This is a genomic window from Bradyrhizobium sp. (assembly GCF_019244115.1).
Classification (GTDB): Bacteria; Pseudomonadota; Alphaproteobacteria; order Rhizobiales; family Xanthobacteraceae; genus Bradyrhizobium.
Map to the genome: position 1 here is coordinate 1 of NZ_JAFATE010000556.1, position 18343 is coordinate 18343.

Genomic DNA, 18343 nt, shown 5'->3' on the forward strand with positions numbered 1-18343 from the left:
TGCGGGTACAATCCGCTTTGATCGCAACAGGCTCTAGCCGGGGGCTCGGCATCAAGAGGCAATTGCCATCGAAAATGACAAGATTGCAGCGGTGCGGACGCGAAAACGCTGGCTTGTGATTGGCTCCGCACCGAGTGCTATAAGAACCCCGACCAGCCCCGTTGCAGCTGGCTTAACGGGGACGGTTAGATCAACGTTCGATACACCGCCGCGATCCGCTTTGCCTCGGCAACAAGGCTAAACTCGCCAAGCACACGCTCTCTCGCCCGCGCCCCCATCGCGGTCGCGGCCTGCGGATCGCACATCAGCGGCTCCAGCGCGGCGACCAGCGCATCGACATCGCCTGATGGCACCAGGACGCCGGTGACACCATCCTCGACCACGAGTTCGGCCGCGCCTGCGCGCGCGGCCACCAGCGCGCTGCCCGCCGCCATCGCCTCGATCAAGGTCAGGCCAAACCCCTCGTTGCGCGAGGTGAACGCATAGATGGTGAGCCGCTGGTACCAGCGCTGCACCTCCTCGATTGCGAGTTCGCCTGTCATGACGATGCGCGCCGCAAGACCTGCGGATTCGATCTTCCTTCTCAGTTCGCTCGCGAACGCCATCTGCTCCGGCACCACAGCGCCGACCAGCACCGCGGTGAAATCGCCATAGTGCGGCAGCAGCGCGCACATTGCATCGACGAACACGTCGGAGCCTTTTTGGGCTCGCACGCGGCCAAAACAGCCGATCGCGTAGCGGCCGGGCAGGCCGCTCTCGGCAAACGCCGCGGCGCGATCCGCCGCCGGCGCATAGATGTCGGTGTCGACGCCGTGCGGGATCACGGTCGCCGCGCGTTTCAGATAGCCGGCCGAGTGATCGCTGGTTGCGATGATCGCATCCATCTGTTCGATCAGCCAGCGCGTGATCCAGCTGTGGTGACGCTGCGCGGCCGAGGTGAACACGAGTTTCAGCGGCCAGCCGAGAGCGCGCAGCACGACGCCCCAAATCATCTCGCTGTTGCGCCGCGCGTGCCAGATCAGCGGGTGCTGTCGGCGCCAGAGCCGCAGCAGGTCGACCAGTCGGAGTCGTGCGATGCCGTCCGGCGCGTTGGATCCGAGCCAGCGGGCGCGAAACAGTTTTGCCAGTCGTGGTGCCACCATGCGGTTGGTCGCCGTGACGCCGGTATAGCGCCGGTGCAAATTGGGCACGACCAGTTCGAGATCGGCAAGATAGCTCTCGTTCGGCACACAACGCTCCGTTTTCGCAAAGCCCCCTATACGCAACATTAAGCATAGTGGCCAGTTCGCGGGCACCGAAACCCCATCTTCACCGCGCCTCCGGTACCCTCCGTGCATAAACAGGGAGACGTGCTGCGACATGACCGTGCTCGTGACCGGCGGCGCCGGCTACATCGGATGTCACATGGTGTACGCGCTGGTTGAAGCCGGCGAACGCGTGGTCGTGATCGACGATCTCTCCACCGGCTTCGCCGCGGCCGTTCCGACCGGCGTTCCGCTCGTGGTCGGCGATGCCGGCGACGAAGTGCTAGTCTCGCGCACGATCGCCGAGCACGGTGTCGAGAGCGTGATCCATTTTGCCGGCTCGGTCGTCGTGCCCGATTCGATGCGCGATCCGCTCGGCTATTATCGCAACAACACCATGACCACGCGCTCGCTGCTCAACGCGGCGATCAAGTGCGGCGTCGACCGCTTCATCTTTTCCTCGACCGCCGCGGTCTACGGCAATCCCGATCAGGTCCCGGTGCCCGAGAGCGCGCCGACCCGGCCACTCTCGCCCTACGGTTCGTCGAAACTGATGACCGAGATCATGCTGCACGACGTCGCGATGGCGCATGGCATGAACTATGTCGTGCTGCGCTATTTCAACGTCGCAGGCGCCGATCCGCACGCGCGCATCGGGCTCGCAACTGTCGGCGCGACACATCTGCTCAAGATCGCGGTCGAGGCCGCGACCGGCCAGCGCGCCAAGATCGACGTCTACGGCACCGACTATCCGACCCCGGATGGCAGCTGCATCCGCGATTTCATCCATGTCAGCGACCTCGCCCAGGCGCACTGCGCGGCGCTGTCCCATTTGCGCGAGGGCGGCAAGTCGGTGACGCTGAACTGCGGCTACGGCCGCGGCTACTCGGTGCTGGAGACCATCGAGGCGGTCCGTAGCGTATCGGGGCGCAATTTCGCCGTGCAATATGCCGCGCGCCGTCCCGGCGACATCATGACCATGGTCGCCGATACCAGGCGCATCCGCAGCGTGCTGGACTGGACACCGCAATATGACGACCTCGCCACCATCGCGACCCATGCGCTCGCCTGGGAGGAAAAGCTCTCCCGCGAACGCCTCGACGTCCGCCACGCGGTACCGGCCTAATTTGCATCCCATTGCAACCGCGTAATTGGGCTTGAAAAGCGCTAGCTTAGCGGGCAAGGAAACCATCACCTGTCGCTGCGGGCGGTCCAAAAGCCCGGTGCGGTCGATGGAATGCGAATGGCCAAACCGACCAAGAAAATCACCGACGATCCCTATGGCGCGGCGATCCTGATCCGCCGCCTGGTGATGGAACAGGGCCTGACCTACTGGCGGCGCTATCTGAGCGCGCTCGCGCTGATGGGCGTCTCGGCCGCTGCCAGCGCGGGGGCAACCTACATCCTGGGCCAGGTGATCAACGAGGCCTATGTCACCAAAAATGTCTCCGGCATCGCGGCGTTCTCCGGCCTCGTGGTGCTGATGCTGTTCATCAAGGGCATCGCGACCTACGGCCACACCACGATCCTGTCAAAGATCTCGAACGCGATCCTCGCGAGCAACCAGCGGCGGCTCTTCGCCAAGCTGATGAGCGAAAGCATCGGCTTCTTCTCGGAGCGGCATTCGTCGGAATTTCTGGCGCGGCTGAGCGCCGGGGCGAAATCCATCGCCGACACGCTGAACCTGCTGTTCAACGCGATCGGGCGCGACCTGTTGATGCTGATCAGTATGATCGTCGTGATGGTGGTGCAGGATCCCCTCATGTCGCTGCTCGGCCTCGTGGTGACGCCGCCGGCGATGCTGATCCTGCGCAAACTGGTCAAGCGGATCAAGGGCCTCGCCTTCACCCAGTTCACCGGCACCGCCGACATCCTGGAGACCATGCAGGAATCGCTGCAGGGCATCCGCACGGTCAAGGCGTTCACGCTGGAGGACACCATGCGCGCGCGCATCGACGACCACATCGCCGCCGTCGAGCGCAACGCCAACAAGATGGCCCGCGTGTCGAACCGCTCCAATCCGCTGATGGAGATGCTGGGCGGTTTTGCGGTCGCGGGCTGCCTGATGTATGGCGGCTACAGCGTGGTCGCGCTCGACGCCAAGCCGGGACAGTTCTTCTCGTTCATGACCGCGTTCCTGTGGGCGACCGAGCCGGCCAAGCGGCTCGCCCGTCTCAACATCGACCTCAACAGCCAGCTGGTCGGCGCCCGCATGCTGCTGGAAATCGTCGACAGCCCGGCGAGCGAGCTTGCCGACGACGACAAGCCGCAGCTCGCGCTGACCGAATCGCGCGTCGAATTCCAGGACGTCTCCTTCGCCTATCGGACGGGCGAGACCGTGCTCAACCGCATGAGCTTTGTCGCGGAGCCCGGCAAGGTGACCGCCCTGGTCGGACCGTCCGGCGGCGGCAAATCCACCGTGCTGGCGCTGCTGCTCCGCTTCTATGAGGTGAGCGAGGGCGACATCCTGATTGACGGCCAGAACATCGCGCGCGTGTCGCGCAGATCGCTGCGGGCGCAGACTGCCTATGTCGGCCAGGACGTCTATCTGTTCCGCGACACCATCCGGAGCAACATCGCCTTCGGCAGGCAGGGCGCGACGGAGGGCGAAATCGTCGAGGCCGCGAAGGCCGCCTGCGCGCACGACTTCATCATGGGTTTTCCGCTCGGCTATGACACCCCGGTCGGCGAGCATGGCACGCAGCTCTCCGGCGGCCAGCGCCAGCGCATCGCGGTTGCCCGCGCGCTGATCAAGAATGCGCCCATCATCCTCCTGGACGAGGCCACCGCGGCGCTGGATTCGGAGTCGGAAAAGCAGGTGCAGGAGGCGATCGAGCATCTCTGCCAGAACCGCACCACCATCGTCATCGCCCACCGCCTGCACACCATCACCCATGCCGACACCATTTTGGTGGTCGAGGCCGGCGAGATCGTCGAGCAGGGTCGCCACGAGGATCTGTTGCGCCGCAACGGCCGCTACGCCTCGTTCTTCCGCCTGCAGCACCGCAGCCATCCGACACTGGCGCGCCTCGACGCAACCGCGTAAGGAACCAAGCCGATCTTGCCCTGAAACCGCCGAGACCCGTTCATGAACGCCAGCTCCTTCGTGATTCCCGCGCCGCCGCAAGCCGCCATTCCCGTCGTCGGCGAAGGCAAGTCATTCCCGGTCCGCCGCATCTGGTGCGTCGGGCGCAACTATCTCGAGCATATCCGCGAGATGGGCAATGACGAGCGCGACCCGCCGTTCTTCTTCGCCAAGCATGCCGACATGCTCGAGGGCGATGGTGCGACCATCCCCTACCCGCCGCTCACAAAAGACCTGCATCACGAGGTCGAGTTGATCGTCGCGATGAAGAGCGGTGGCCTCAACATATCAGCCGACAAGGCGCTCGAGCATGTCTATGGCTACGCCGTCGGCATCGACATGACGCGCCGCGACCTGCAGCAGGCCTCGCGCAAGAAGGAGCGGCCGTGGGAGATCGGAAAGTCCTTCGATCATTCGGCGCCCTGCTCGGCGCTGCAGCCGGCAGCGAAGATCGGCCATCCGAACAAGGGCAAGATCTGGCTCTCGGTCAACGGTACCGAGCGGCAGAAGGGCGACCTCTCGGAGCTGATCTGGAGCGTACCGGAAATCATCTGGCAGCTCTCGAAACAGGTCGAGATCGGCGCCGGCGACATCATCCTGACGGGAACGCCGGCCGGCGTCGCGGCGCTACAGCCGGGCGACAAAATCGAATGCGGCGTCGACGGAATCGGCACGCTGAAGGTCAAGATCGGCGAGCCGAAGTAGCGCGCCTTCGGCCACATCGTCATTTCCGGGCGATGCGAAGCATCGAACCCGGAATCTCGCGATTCCGGGTTCGCCTCTTCGAAGCGCCCCGGAATGCCGGAAAATCGGGTCAGGCCGGGATCAGGGTCAACTGCTCGTAGCGCCCGTCGGCATTGGCCACCGGACCGCCCATGTGCCGGATCAGGCGGCGCTCAAGCTCCCCGAGATTATGGACCGGCTCGAGCAGCTTGATCGCAAATCCTTCCGGAAACAGCCGCACCACACGGCCGATGCAGGCGCCGATCGCAAGCGGCGTGCCGAGGCTGGGCTGCACCTCGGATGAGACGGCGACGCCGCCTGCCGAAAAATCGACGATGAAGCAGGGCGTGACGCTGCCGTCGGCCCAGGTCAGGGTCGAATGCGGCGCGGAGGGAATGAAGCGCGCATCCTTGCGCTCCTCGCGGACGCTGGACGGATCCTTCAGCTTCCGCTCCAGCCAGACCAGCTTGTCGGCGAGCCTCACCCGCATGGCACGCGTCATCTCGAGTTCGAGCAGAAAGCCGCCGTTGCAGACGTCGCTGATCTGCCCTTCGAACTTGCCGAAATCGCGGAAATAGGAGGTCAGGCGATCGCCGACCTTGCCGACGACGGGGACGTCGACCAGCATGCGGAAGGGGGACACCCGCGTGGTGCGGCAGGCAAAGCTACGCAGCCGCCCTTGCGGGTCATACCAGTTCGGAAGAGTGTAGGTTCCCTGCGCTTCGATCCTCACCGCACGCTGACGAAGGAAGGTTTCAACCGACACGGCGCGCCTCGCCGTGCTCGGAGCCGGTCAGGCAACCGTCAACCCCTCGCCATCCCGTCGCACGAACCGCACAGCCAACAGCAGCCATCGTTTGCGCGCCAGCGGCGAACGATGCCTCCGCGATCGCGGCAACTCCGCGAGAATCGAAGGGGGATGCGGGTGTGTACATACCCGCAAGATGCGATGGAAATCCTAAGGAACGCTGAATTCGGCAGGTAAAATGGCCCGATTGCGATTCTAGGAACCAACGCTTTCAATTTCCTTAAGATGGCACCCCGTACAACAACGGTGAGTTGAACTCAGAGGCCGGCGAGCGCGAAGCAAGCGCCATGGCCGCGCGTCCGGCGCGGCTCAATCGTTCTTGCGACCGCGGCGGCCGGCTTGGCCTGCGTCCGAATCCGTCATGCCGCGCGCCAGCGATCTCAGGGCCTGCGCCTGCTGGAGCATCAGTTCGCACTGCAGCCGTGCCTGCGTGCTGGTCAGTTCGACCCATTCAGCCGAGCTCTTCGCACCGAGCAGGCGGCGCGCAAAATCCATCGTCGTGGCCATGTTGGCCTGCATCAGTTCGACGGCCCCCGCCCGATACTGCGCGGCCAGCGCATTGCGCCTGTCATGGCCGCGATCGGCGGGGACTTTGGCAGCTTCGGACGATGCGCCGCGCCGGGAAAATTCCGCAGCATAATCCAGCGCGGCATTGAAGCCGGCCTTGATGTCGTCGAGCGTCTCGGCCTGGTACGCCTTGGCAATCTTCACCGCCATGTCCGCGCTGGAGTCAGACGCGCTGAGCTCGCAGCTTCCGGACGCCGCCGGATGCGGAAGCTCGGGATGGCCTTCCTCCGCGCTTGCGTCAGGTTTATTGCATGCGGCCAATCGCGCGACAGGCTCACTGCGATTTGCCTGATCGACTGCTTCCATTAACTCATCATGCCCGGCCTTGTGCCGGGCATCCACGTCTTGCTTTTGCGCCGTAGGCGAAGATATGGATGGCCGGGACGAGCCCGGCCATGACGATCGGGAAACGTCCGTGCTGTCGTCGGCGCAATCAGATGCGACTGCCTTGCCGGCCGTAATAAGAGGTTGGTTCGGCGCAACCGTGACCACAGCCGGCAACACGCCATCATCGGCGGCACGGTGCGCGGCCTCGGTCAGGTCCACGATCGAACGGCGCGTCGGACGACGCGCGGGCTTGTTTGACGCGTTTTCTTCACGCGAAGCGGTTCTCACTTCGCTCGAAAACCTGTTAGCTGGCTCTCCTGATTGCGGCTTGCCCATGAGCGAGCGCCTCCTCGCCAAGTTTCTTTGCGATCCAGGACCACAAAGCGTGAATCTCGTCGGCGGCCTTGCCGCCCCTGGCATATTCTGACACGCCGAACCCCGCCCCCAGCGCGTCCTGGTGATCGTTGCGCTGCCCGATGAAGGGAAGCGCCAGCACGCCGAGTGCGTTGAGCGATGTCGCGGCCTCGCTCAGGCGGGCGCCGCGCGGCGGCGTCTGGTTGAGCACGAAGGCAAAACGGCGCTTCTGCCTGCGGATCGCGAGCAGCGTCGGGATCGCGGCTTCGATGTCGGCGGGACTCGGACGCGCCGGGATCACGCAGAGATCGGCCAGCGCGATCGCACGCATGGCGAGCACATTGTTGGTCGCGGCGGTATCGATGATCGCGAGCCAGATGCCCTCGGCGGCGAGGCGCGCGATGATGGCTTCGATGTCGGCGGGTTCGGCAACGCGCTCGACGCGAGGATAGGGGTTGTCGCGCCGCTCCTGCCATTTCGAGATCGTGCCCTGCTGATCCGCCTCGATCAGTGCAACCCGCTCGCCGTCGCGCATCGCCGCGACCGCAAGACCCACGGCCAGCGTGCTCTTGCCGCTTCCACCTTTCTGCGTGACCAGGGCAAGGACGTGCATGTCCGGTGCTTTCGGTTGAGCCGCAACGGACACGAGACCAACGCGTCGTCGGGACACTGGGCAGAATGCCGCAATTTACCGCGTCGCGCGATTCGCGGCAAGCAAACGCAATCGCACGCATCAGTTGTCAACGGTTCCCGCGCGATGGCTGCCCTACGAATAGCGCATCACGCCATCATCGACCGTGCCGAAGCGCAGCGAGACGACATCGAGCGCATAATTCTGGTACAGCCGCCATGGCCGCCTGGAACCCTGCTTGGGCAGCTTTGCGATCGAGCGCTGCACGTAGCCGGAGGAGAAGCTCAGCGACGGCAATTCCTGGACAGTCGGATCGTCGTTATGCGGCATGCATTGCCGATAGCCGTGCCGGTCCATGTGGTTGATCAGCCGGCAGACATATTCGCAGGTGAGATCGCATTTCAGCGTCCAGGACGCATTGGTGTAGCCGAGTGCCGAGGCGAGGTTGGGCACGTCGGCATACATCATGCCCTTGTAGGTCAATTCCCTGGCGAAATCGATTGCGCGGCCGTCGACCGCGATCTCGAGCCCGCCGAGGACCTGCAGCACGAGCCCGGTCGCGGTGACGATGATGTCGGCGGGAAGCTCGCGGCCGTCCTTCAGGCGGATGCCGTTTGCGGTGAAGCTGTCGATCTCGCTTGTCACGACGGAGGCGCGCTCGTCCTTGATCGCGCGGAACAGATCGCCGTCCGGCACCAGGCAGAGCCGCTGGTCCCAGGGATTGTAGCGCGGCGTGAAATGCGTCGCGACGTCGTAGTCGGCGCCGAGCGCCATTTTCACGCCGCCGAGGATCAGCTCCTTGACGCGTTCCGGCCGGCGCCGGGAAAGCTGGAAGAAGAACATGCCCCAAAACACGTTGCGCCAGCGGATCAATTGGTAGGCAAGCGCGATCGGCAGCTTGCGCCGCAGCCTGTCGGCGAACGGATCGCGCGCCGGGCGCGACACCACATAGGTCGGCGAACGCTGCAGCATGGTGACATGACCGGCGGTCTTCGCCATCTCCGGGACCAGCGTCACCGCGGTCGCGCCCGATCCGATCACCACCACGCACTTGCCCGCATAGTCGAAATTTTCGGGCCATTTCTGCGGATGCACGATGGTGCCGCGAAAATCCGCCCTGCCCGCGAATTCCGGCGAATAGCCTTCCTCGTACCGGTAATAGCCGGCGCACATGAAGAGGAAATTGCAGGTGAAGACGACCGTCTCGGTCGCTCCCTCCCCGATGTGGTGTTCCGCCTCCACCGTCCAGCGCGCATCTGACGTCGACCAGGACGCGCGTTTCACGCGATGGCGGAAGCGGATTTTCTGGTCGATGCCATTCTCTTGCGCGGTCTCGCGCACATAATTCAGTATGTGCGGACCATCCGCAATCGCCTTCGCCTCGGTCCACGGCTTGAACGAATAGCCGAGCGTGAACATGTCGCTGTCGGAGCGGACGCCGGGATAGCGGAACAGGTCCCAGGTGCCGCCGATCGTGTCGCGCCCTTCGAGAATGACGAAGCGCTTGGCCCTGCATTTGTGCTGCAGATGATAGCCCGCACCGATGCCGGACAAGCCGGCGCCGACGATCAGCACATCAAAATGCTCTGGTGACATCGACGCCCTCCGCAGATGCCTCGGCCGGGTGAGCTTGGGCGGCAGAAACACGCTTGACTATACACGCGCCGTGCACGCCGTATCCAGCGGCCATGACACGGGGCGTGCCAATTTCGAGAATTGCGCGGGGCGGGATTAGCGAGGGGCGCCGAGTTGTTCTGATCCGCAGGGCAATGCGCTCATGCAGCAGACACCATGGTCCCCCGGCCGCCGCGCGGTCGTCATCGGCTTCCCAGTGATCGCCTAAGGAAGCGCTCCACCTTGCCGCCGGTCTTGGATGCGCGGTTTGGATCGGACGCTAGATCCGCACGTCGAGGCACGGTCGCGCAATGTCATCGTTTGAGTGCATTGCTGAACCAACGGGCTTGGCGCCGTTATCTATTTCGTGCGAGCAACCCGACCGATCGAGGAGAATAAGTAAAGCCAAATGCCCAGCATCTGCGGCACCACCAATTGCCTGTGAGAAATACCCAACTGAGGATCGAACTTTTGTCCTCCAGCAACCTCGAACAGAACATTCCTCGCATTATAATATGAAGCCCGCAACAACAGGCGATCAGCAAGGCCATGTTTCGCGTGGAGCGCACCATTGCCTATTTGATAACTCCAATTGAGATTAGCGATGTCGCTGATCGTCTTGCGGCCATGATGATGATAGATGACCAGATCCGGAATATACTGGATCGGCACACCCGCCTTGAAAGCACGATACACGAATTCGGTGTCCTCGGCTGCTCGGAAGGGAGCCCCGGGTCCGAAGTTCTCGTCGAAAAGGCCGATCGTCTCGAAAACTGCCCTTGGCACGGCGAGATTGCAGCCGTGCAGGAACCCGCCTGGGTGACGGCTTCCATCGTAGACTTCCATCCGCCTCTCGGTCTTGATGGTGAATGGCAGATCACTGGGATCGCCGAGTTCGACTCGCCCTCCCTTGATCGCGGCACCTCCATTATCATCACGGTAGCTCCGGAGGAGGACCTCCAGGTAATCCGGAGCCCACTCGCAGTCGTCGTCAGTAAAGACGAGAACCTGTCCTGTGGCCGCCTTGATCCCACGGTTCTTGGCGCGACACAGACCTTTCGCTATCTCGCTCAAAACCTGAACCGATATTGGCGCGTCAATGGCAAGCGAGTGAGCGACCTCGAGTGATCTGTCTGTCGATCCGTTGTCGACGATAATGAGTTCGATATCGGCGCCAAGCGTTCGGCGCGCCGCCGAATAGATCGAGCGCACCACTTTCGGTAGCTTGTCTTTCCTGTCGAACGTGCACAGAATGATGGAGACTCGCATGGGAATGTGCTTCTCAAATCAGCGTCGCCCCAACTGCCAACTGCCGGCGATACTCGAAGAGACTCGGATTGTTGGCAAAGCTATAGCGGTTGCACACGAACGTCGTACGACAGTTCAGCCATTGGGCTGACTAGGTCCAGCATCTGAACTACAATCGATGACAGACGCGAGAGCCTATAACCTAGGCTATGTATATGATCATAAGATCGTGATCGCGCATTTGTTATTGGATTGTGGCTAATTTGAAGATGGCTAATATGGATATGGCTAATATGACGTTCGCTAAAGTAACAAGTACTTAACCGGCCTGAAGCCATTGATCGCCTGGCCTTACCCAGGTTCCGACTGCGCGCAACCAGTGAGCAACTCGATCAACGTCGAAATCGGGTCTTGGCAACAGTGACGGGGATGCAAACTGCAGAATATATGCTTCACGTGGAAACCGAGTGGTGTTGGGCCCCGTGCAATGCAGCGTCTTGGGTAGGTGGACGCAGGCGCTGCCTGCTTTGACCGGGCAGTCCACGACCTTCGATCCTTCCGGCAGAACGGTCTTGATCGCATCCGAGGTGGGTCCCACCGCAGCGTGCTTCATTCTGCTGCTGTGATGGGTTCCCGGGACATATCGCATGCAGCCCTGCTCAATGGGCACATCATGCAGCGGCAACCACCAGTGGACGCGACGATGAAAGCGCCAGATGCGCGGAGTATAGGCAGCATCCTGGTGCCACCCGGTTTCGCGATTGCTCATGGCCGGCTTCAGGATCACGTGGTCGAATTTCAGATGAACGGCGGACTTCAGGAATGATTGAGAGAACTCCTTCGCGCGCGAGAAGAAATCCGTCTCCATGATCTCGGGCGCCCTCGAGGCGATATGGTGCACCTCCTGGATTTGCGGCGTCCCGGTTCGTTCGCCGAGTTCACGAAAAACCACGTCTTCGCGCGCGAGCACGCGCCGCACGGCCTGCCGAATAAGGTCGATGTCCTTTGCGGACGCTATATCCACGACGGCGAAGCCGTCTTGGACGAGATCGTGCAGCGCCTTGTCGAAACCGACAGCCCGCGCAACATAAGGAATTTTTTCACCTTCCATAACGGAGGACATGTCAGCTCTCCGCCAGCAACCGGCAGCTCTCCCAGAGATGCTTAGTCTGGCAGAAGTCATGCCTCGGTGAAAACGAGCAGTGGATTTAACCTTAACGGATCGGCTCGCGTTTGATATGAAGTTCGGCTTCCGCCCCTGACAACGCAATCGAGCTCAAGATCCTGCCGTTCATCCGGCGGCAATGTGCGCTATGCGGTCTCCGAGGCTCCGCCATCCTGGCCCTGCCCTCGAAGGAGCCGAACTCGCTCTAACAGCCAAGCCCGATTGAACACCGCGAGCCACCCCAAATAGACGACCGCGCCAATAACCACGCTGCCCCCGAGTCGCCAGAGCGTCGGCGAATCGACCGCAAGAGTACGAAACGTCAAAGTGCAGGCGGCCATGCCCAGGGTCGCGAAGACAGCGGGCGTCAGTTCGCGATAATGGCTCCAGTTGGACTGAGCCAGGCGCCTGTTCAAAGCCACGTTCCCGATGATGCCGACGAGGATGGTTGGTGCGGGAACCAGAAGCAAAGCTTCGGGCGCGCTCAGGTTGGTAAACACGACGAGCGACAGCAGTTCGACGACGAGCGCCGCCGCGGAGTAGACCAGCGACTGTCGGCTCATTCCGAGCGACGTCATCGCGATCGTATTGAACCAGACGATCGGCACCAGTAGGCGCGTCGTGGCGATCGCCTCAATCATCGGCGCGGCGTCCTGATAGCGACCCGCGAGCAAGAGCCGCACGACGTCGTCCGCAACCAGCGCCATCCCTGCGAAGACAGGGAAGCATATGAATACTGCGGTCCGAATGATGTTGTTGTATATGTCTCCCTCGGATTTGAGATTGCCTCTTACCTTGGACATCAGCGGGAACCAGAGCGCCATCAGCGAGCTCACGATGGGCACCTGAACTGCCTCGACAATCCTGCCGGCGGCGCGCATCAAACCGACCGTCGCCGCGTCATATCTCAAGCCAAAAACGAACGTGAAAGCCCGCCCGATGGTTTGGGTGATGATGAGGATCGTCCAGAGCGCGAAGAACCGCCTGAGGAACTGAACGGTATCCTTCCAATCGATGGACCCTGTTGGAAACCAACGCGTCATGTGAAATTCGAGGATGGCCTCCGCAACGAGCGCGACGAGGCGCTGAACCACAAGCGCCCAGATCACCCAAGGGCTGAACGTCCAGGCGATGCCGCATATTCCCGCGATGAGCGACGCCGCGACGTTCCTCTGCGTCGATTGACGGAACCGCAGATCCTTCATGAGGAGCGCGTCCATCACGGCCACCCAGGGTATGAAGAGGATCAAGAGCGCAAATACGCGCATAAAGCCAGAGATTAGCGGCTCGTTGAAAGTCTGGGCAACCAAGGAAGACGCCAACATGGTCCCCAGGGAAACGATCAATGCAACGGAAAAGAAAGCCGCAAAGGCCGAATTGAAATAGCGGTCGTCGTCGCGCCTTGCATGAATGATCGCGTCCATGCACGCAGTTCGACCATCGGCGGCCACGAAGTCGGTGACCATCGAGGCGAGCGCGACAACCCCGAAGATATCGGGAGGGAGCTTCCTCGCAAGCACTAGGAAAACGAGAAAACCAAAGCCTTGCGACAAGACGACGCCAAGCAGGTTCCAAAGCATCGCCGTTTGCATCGTGCTTGCAAGGAGAGCACGCGCACGAGTCTCGGGCGGTTTGGCGTCGGCCTGACAGTGGTCTCTCGTCATCGTCAAACGCTCCAAACAACAACGATCGGATTGAGCGCAACGCCCGCGCCGGCCGGCTCAATAACAGAGGTTTATGCTAAACGAAGCTAACACTCCCTTTCGAACATGCGATAGCATGCTTCAACGATCGACGATCCTGGAAAGGCGCCCTCCTTTGCTGTCCTCGGAGGCTGCGAGGCGGGACTGCGGTGGACGCGATGACACCAGCGAAGGGTGATGTCTGGCGCAGACCGGATCGCTCGCGATGACAACGCCCGAGAAGATCGCACCGTCGCATTCACGATGGATTTTTCATCGCTGCGAAAAGCGGGCAATCCAGTACCCCGCGACTGCTTGGTGAGGCGCGACCGTCTCCGCAATCTGGATCGCCCGGCCCCGCCTTAGCCAAGGCTATGGCGGGGCCACGAACTCGAGGGCACGCCGGCGCCTAGCGGAGACGGCAAGCCGGGCGACGACGAGTGGAAAGCGGACCCGCTCCCGCTCAGTACCGGTAATGATCCGACTTGTATGGGCCTTCCACCTTGACGCCGATATAGTCGGCCTGGTCCTTGCGCAGCTCGGTGAGCTTGGCGCCGACCTTGGCGAGATGCAGCCGCGCCACTTTCTCGTCCAGCGACTTCGGCAGCACGTAGACCTTTTTCTCGTACTTGCCTTGATTCGCGAATAGCTCGATCTGCGCCAGCGTCTGGTTGGTGAAGGAGGCCGACATCACGAAGGACGGATGGCCCATCGCATTGCCGAGATTAACGAGACGCCCTTCCGACAGCAGGATGATGCGGTGCTTGTCGGGGAATTCGATCTCGTCGACCTGCGGCTTGATGTTGGTCCATTTCAGATTGCGCAGGGAGGCGACCTGGATCTCGTTGTCGAAATGGCCGATGTTGCAGACGATGGCGCGATCTTTCATCGCGCGCATGTGCTCGATGGTGATGATGTCCTTGTTGCCGGTCGCGGTGACGAAAATGTCGGCGCGCGGCGCGGCATCTTCCATGGTGACGACCTCATAGCCTTCCATCGTCGCCTGCAGCGCACAGATCGGATCGACCTCGGCGACCATGACGCGGCAGCCGGCCTGGCGCAGCGAGGCGGCAGAACCCTTGCCGACATCGCCGTAACCCGCAACCATCGCGATCTTGCCCGACATCATCACGTCGGTGCCGCGGCGGATGCCGTCGACCAGCGATTCGCGGCAGCCATAGAGGTTGTCGAATTTCGATTTTGTCACGCTGTCGTTGACGTTGATGGCCGGGAACAGCAGGGTGCCCTTCTTCTCCATTTCGTAGAGCCGGTGCACGCCTGTCGTGGTCTCCTCCGAGACGCCCTTGATGTTTTTCGCGATCTCCGCGAACCAGCCCTTCGGCTTCTCCTTCAGAAGGCGCTTGATCAGCGCATAAAAGATTTCTTCTTCCTCGGACGCGGGCTTGTCGAGGAAAGCGGTGTCGCCCTGCTCGGCGCGGACACCGGCATGCACCAGCATGGTGGCATCGCCGCCATCATCCAAAATCATGTTGGGGGTGCCGCCGCCATGCCAGTCGAACAGGCGCGCGGTATAGTCCCAGTATTCGGTGAGCGTCTCGCCCTTGACGGCAAACACCGGAATGCCGGCGGCGGCGATCGCCGCGGCCGCATGGTCCTGGGTCGAATAGATGTTGCAGGACACCCAGCGGATGTCGGCACCGAGCGCGGCCAGCGTTTCGATCAGGACCGCGGTCTGGATCGTCATGTGCAGCGAGCCCGCGATGCGCGCGCCCTTCAGGGGCTGCTTGGGGCCATATTCCTCGCGCGTCGCCATCAACCCGGGCATCTCGGTCTCCGCGAGCGAGATCTCCTTGCGGCCAAACTCGGCGAGCGAAATGTCCTTGACGACGTAGTGGGTGAAGGTCGGTTTTTTGGCGGCGGCGGTCATGTGGGGTTCCTGTTGCTGGGCAGACATTCCGGGGCGCGAGCCAGTGGCGAGCGAACCCGGAATCCAGAAGTGCGAGATTCCGGGTTCGCACTGCGCGCGCCCCGGAATGAAGGCATAAATCAGACGGCGCGTTTGAGGCTCTCGACCAGGTCGGTCTTCTCCCAGGAGAAGCCGCCCTCATTATCCGGCGTGCGGCCGAAGTGGCCGTAGGACGAGGTGCGGGCGTAGATCGGCCGGTTGAGATCGAGATGGGTGCGGATGCCGCGCGGCGTCAGGTCCATGCTTTCGGCCACGGCCTTCTCCAGCCTGTCCTCGGACACCTTTCCAGTGCCGTGGGTGTCGATGTAAATCGACAGCGGGCGCGCCACGCCGATCGCATAGGCGAGTTGCAGGGTGCAGCGGTCGGCGAGCCCGGCGGAGACGATGTTCTTTGCAAGGTAGCGCGCGGCATAGGCCGCGGAGCGGTCGACCTTGGTCGGGTCCTTGCCGGAGAATGCGCCGCCGCCATGCGGCGCCGCGCCGCCATAGGTGTCGACGATGATCTTGCGCCCGGTCAGGCCGGAATCGCCATCCGGACCGCCGATGTAGAATTTGCCGGTCGGATTGATGTGCCAGACCGTCTTGGCGTCGATCCAGTCTCTCGGCAGCGCCTCGCGCACATAGGGTTCGACGCGTTCGCGAACCTGCTCCGAGGTCATGTCCTCGACCAGATGCTGGTGCGAGACCACGATCTCGCGCACGCGGACCGGCTTGCCGTTCTCATATTGCACCGTGACCTGGCTCTTGGAGTCGGGGCCGAGCACCTTCTCCCGCCCGGAATGGCGCGCTTCCGAGATCAGCCGCAGGATCTTGTGGGCGTAGAAGATCGGCGCCGGCATCAGGTCGGGTGTCTCGTTGCAGGCATAGCCGAACATGATGCCCTGGTCGCCCGCACCCTCTTCCTTTGCGGCGCCGGGCTGGTTGGCATCGACGCCCTGCGCGATGTCGGCGGACTGCGGATGCAGGAGGATCTCGATGTCCGCCTTGTCCCAGTGAAAACCGTCCTGCTCGTAGCCGATGTCCTTGATCGCGCCGCGCACCACGCTCTCGATGTGGTCATTGGTGACCGATTTCGGCCCGCGGGTTTCGCCGGCGATCACCACCTTATTGGTGGTGGCGAGCGTTTCGCAGGCGGCGCGGATCGCCCAGGGATCGATCCCGGCCTTCGGCCCCTCGCGGAAGAACAGATCGACGATCTCGTCGGAGATCCGATCGCAGACCTTGTCCGGGTGCCCCTCGGAAACCGACTCACTCGTGAACAGATAAGACGCGCGCATCAAAGAACCCCCTGTTCCGCCGCTCATCGGCGGTTGTTTCGAATTGACCCTGGGATGTCAGTCCCGCCGGCGGGAGATGACGTAGGACTCGTCGTTAAACCAAAGCCCGTTGTACTTCCGCAAAACCTCTCTGGCGGCATCGAGAGCGCGGCCGCTTTGATCCATGTCCGTCAACCGGTCGTCTTCGATCTGGGCCACATACACCGCCGCATTCCAGGCTGCAAAGGCCGTCGAGGTTCCGATCGAGCCGGTGACCTCGTTGGGCAGGGCTTCCATATCATAACGAAAGATCGAGCGGTTATCGGAATACGCATTAAAATTCAGATTTCGCCCAACTGTTCCCAACTCGTATTTCACGGCGCGCAACAGCTCATGACGGCTGACCGAGAAAGGATTTTCTCCGGGCCAGACAGCCTGGATCATTTCGAGCCCGGGATCCTGGCCGTGGGAGTGGATTCCGATCAATCGGCCGCCGGGACCGAGCGCCCGGGCGAGCGGTGCAATGATGCGACGGGCGCGAAAGCTGACGGAGGATTTGGCCCGATAGGGCTGCGAGGCGATGATCAGGTCAAAATTGGCCTCGGTCCGGCCGGCGCGGGGGATGATCTGGTCGAGCAGGAAGCGGTGATCCTCCCGATACAGCACGAGGGCCACCGGCCGCTCATAGACTGGCATGCCGGTGCGCGGGCTGACGCTGGCGCGCCAGTTCTGCTCCAGAAACGGCTTCAAGGCGGCGATCTGAGCCTCGAATTCGCCCGCGGAACTCCCCTGCAGCACGACGTCGTGCCAAATTGTGCTGGCCGCCGCGGCGGGCGATTTCGGCGTCAGCCAGGGCGCCTCGGCATAGTTCATGTTGGTGAACACGAAGACGCTCGCGGGATGTTCGAAGAGGCGGTCGGGCACCTTGTCCAGCGTCAGGCGGACGTCCTCCAGGCTCAATTCCTTGCCGGCGACATAGAAGGGCATGTGAGGGAAGCGGCCGTGCATAGTGCGCAAAACACGCGACAGCACCGTGCCGTCGCCGCAGCCCGCATCGAATAGCCGCAGCGCCGGCGGGCGCGGATGGATGCTGAAGAGCTCGAGCCCGACGCGCTCGGCGACCACCCGCTTCTCGCTGCAGGTGTGCACGAACAGAAGATATTTTTGCCGGTTCTCGAAGAAGCGGAAATTGCCGCGCGGATCGCGCTTTTCCGGAACGATGTCGAGGTTGCGCGGCAGCGGCACGCCGCCGGAGGCCGCAATATAGGCCTGGATGCGGTCCAGCGTATCGATGGTGATCCGCTTGCCCTCACGCAGGCGGTGGACCAGCTTGCCGTCATTGACCGAACGGCGACCAAAGGTCGTTTCCGCCATGTCGTTCTCCTGGCAGAACTCCGAAATCTGGCTGAGAAGCTGGTCGTTCTTCATGGTCGCAGTATTTGGGCGGTCGTGGTGGGCAGGTATGGGCCACTACGCGCGTCCTACCACCTTCTGCCCACTAAGGGAATGCCGGATTGTCCTCTGATGGGATGAAGTCACAGCCGCGCAGGCCTTGTGACGCTGTTCGTGTTGCTGACAAAATCGGCCAGCAATTTCCCTCCCGTCCCCGTTGCAGGAGCCTTCACATGATCCTTCGCACCATCCTGGGCCTGGCCTTCGGCGCTACCCTGGCAGCCAGCCCCGCACTGGCCGACGACATCACCGGCACCTGG

14 protein-coding genes are annotated in these 18343 nt (G+C 62.5%); 3 read left to right on the forward strand and 11 right to left on the reverse strand.

Annotation, left to right across the window (positions count from 1 at the left end):
- Positions 1-185 precede the first annotated feature (185 nt).
- Positions 186-1229, reverse strand: coding sequence for a glycosyltransferase family 4 protein (locus JOZ76_RS24605; RefSeq protein ID WP_291702956.1), 1044 nt, complete (start codon positions 1227-1229; stop codon positions 186-188).
- Between the two features lie 130 nt (positions 1230-1359).
- Here JOZ76_RS24605 and galE point away from each other — a divergent pair, with 130 nt between their 5' ends.
- From galE to JOZ76_RS24620, 3 genes are all read left to right on the forward strand, one after another.
- Positions 1360-2370, forward strand: a complete 1011-nt coding sequence (gene galE / locus JOZ76_RS24610) for a UDP-glucose 4-epimerase GalE (protein WP_291702958.1) — start codon at positions 1360-1362, stop codon at positions 2368-2370.
- A gap of 117 nt (positions 2371-2487) precedes the next feature.
- Complete coding sequence (locus tag JOZ76_RS24615; RefSeq protein ID WP_291702960.1) at positions 2488-4290, forward strand: ABC transporter ATP-binding protein; 1803 nt, start codon at positions 2488-2490, stop codon at positions 4288-4290.
- A 42-nt stretch (positions 4291-4332) separates the two neighbouring features.
- Positions 4333-5034 (forward strand): fumarylacetoacetate hydrolase family protein, encoded by a 702-nt coding sequence (locus JOZ76_RS24620; RefSeq protein WP_291702962.1) that lies wholly within the window; start codon positions 4333-4335, stop codon positions 5032-5034.
- A 109-nt stretch (positions 5035-5143) separates the two neighbouring features.
- Here JOZ76_RS24620 and JOZ76_RS24625 read toward each other — a convergent pair whose 3' ends face one another.
- The 10 genes from JOZ76_RS24625 to JOZ76_RS24670 all read right to left on the reverse strand — a co-directional run bounded on the left by JOZ76_RS24625 (position 5144) and on the right by JOZ76_RS24670 (position 18059).
- Complete coding sequence (locus JOZ76_RS24625; RefSeq protein WP_291702965.1) at positions 5144-5818, reverse strand: PilZ domain-containing protein; 675 nt, start codon at positions 5816-5818, stop codon at positions 5144-5146.
- 351 nt (positions 5819-6169) lie between these two features.
- Positions 6170-7090 (reverse strand): hypothetical protein, encoded by a 921-nt coding sequence (locus JOZ76_RS24630; protein WP_291702971.1) that lies wholly within the window; start codon positions 7088-7090, stop codon positions 6170-6172.
- The gene (locus tag JOZ76_RS24635; protein WP_291702972.1) at positions 7059-7721 is read right to left on the reverse strand and encodes a ParA family protein; all 663 of its coding nucleotides are present in this window, start codon (positions 7719-7721) and stop codon (positions 7059-7061) included. The genes JOZ76_RS24630 and JOZ76_RS24635 overlap by 32 nt, the downstream gene beginning before the upstream one ends.
- 153 nt (positions 7722-7874) lie before the next feature.
- A complete protein-coding gene (locus JOZ76_RS24640; RefSeq protein ID WP_291702974.1) occupies positions 7875-9335 on the reverse strand; it encodes a flavin-containing monooxygenase in 1461 nt (486 codons plus the stop codon).
- A 378-nt stretch (positions 9336-9713) separates the two neighbouring features.
- Positions 9714-10622 carry a glycosyltransferase family 2 protein gene (locus JOZ76_RS24645; protein WP_291702976.1) on the reverse strand — a complete coding sequence of 303 codons (909 nt, stop codon included), beginning with the start codon at positions 10620-10622 and terminating at the stop codon, positions 9714-9716.
- A gap of 298 nt (positions 10623-10920) precedes the next feature.
- Entirely contained in the window at positions 10921-11724 is an 804-nt protein-coding gene (locus JOZ76_RS24650; protein ID WP_291702982.1) for a phytanoyl-CoA dioxygenase family protein, read from the reverse strand.
- Positions 11725-11912: 188 nt separating this feature from the next.
- Positions 11913-13430 carry an oligosaccharide flippase family protein gene (locus tag JOZ76_RS24655; protein WP_291702984.1) on the reverse strand — a complete coding sequence of 506 codons (1518 nt, stop codon included), beginning with the start codon at positions 13428-13430 and terminating at the stop codon, positions 11913-11915.
- Between the two features lie 481 nt (positions 13431-13911).
- Complete coding sequence (ahcY, locus tag JOZ76_RS24660; protein ID WP_291702987.1) at positions 13912-15336, reverse strand: adenosylhomocysteinase; 1425 nt, start codon at positions 15334-15336, stop codon at positions 13912-13914.
- A gap of 119 nt (positions 15337-15455) precedes the next feature.
- Positions 15456-16652, reverse strand: coding sequence for a methionine adenosyltransferase (gene metK, locus JOZ76_RS24665; protein ID WP_291702993.1), 1197 nt, complete (start codon positions 16650-16652; stop codon positions 15456-15458).
- Positions 16653-16709: 57 nt separating this feature from the next.
- Positions 16710-18059 carry a hypothetical protein gene (locus JOZ76_RS24670; protein WP_291702995.1) on the reverse strand — a complete coding sequence of 450 codons (1350 nt, stop codon included), beginning with the start codon at positions 18057-18059 and terminating at the stop codon, positions 16710-16712.
- Positions 18060-18343 lie beyond the last annotated feature (284 nt).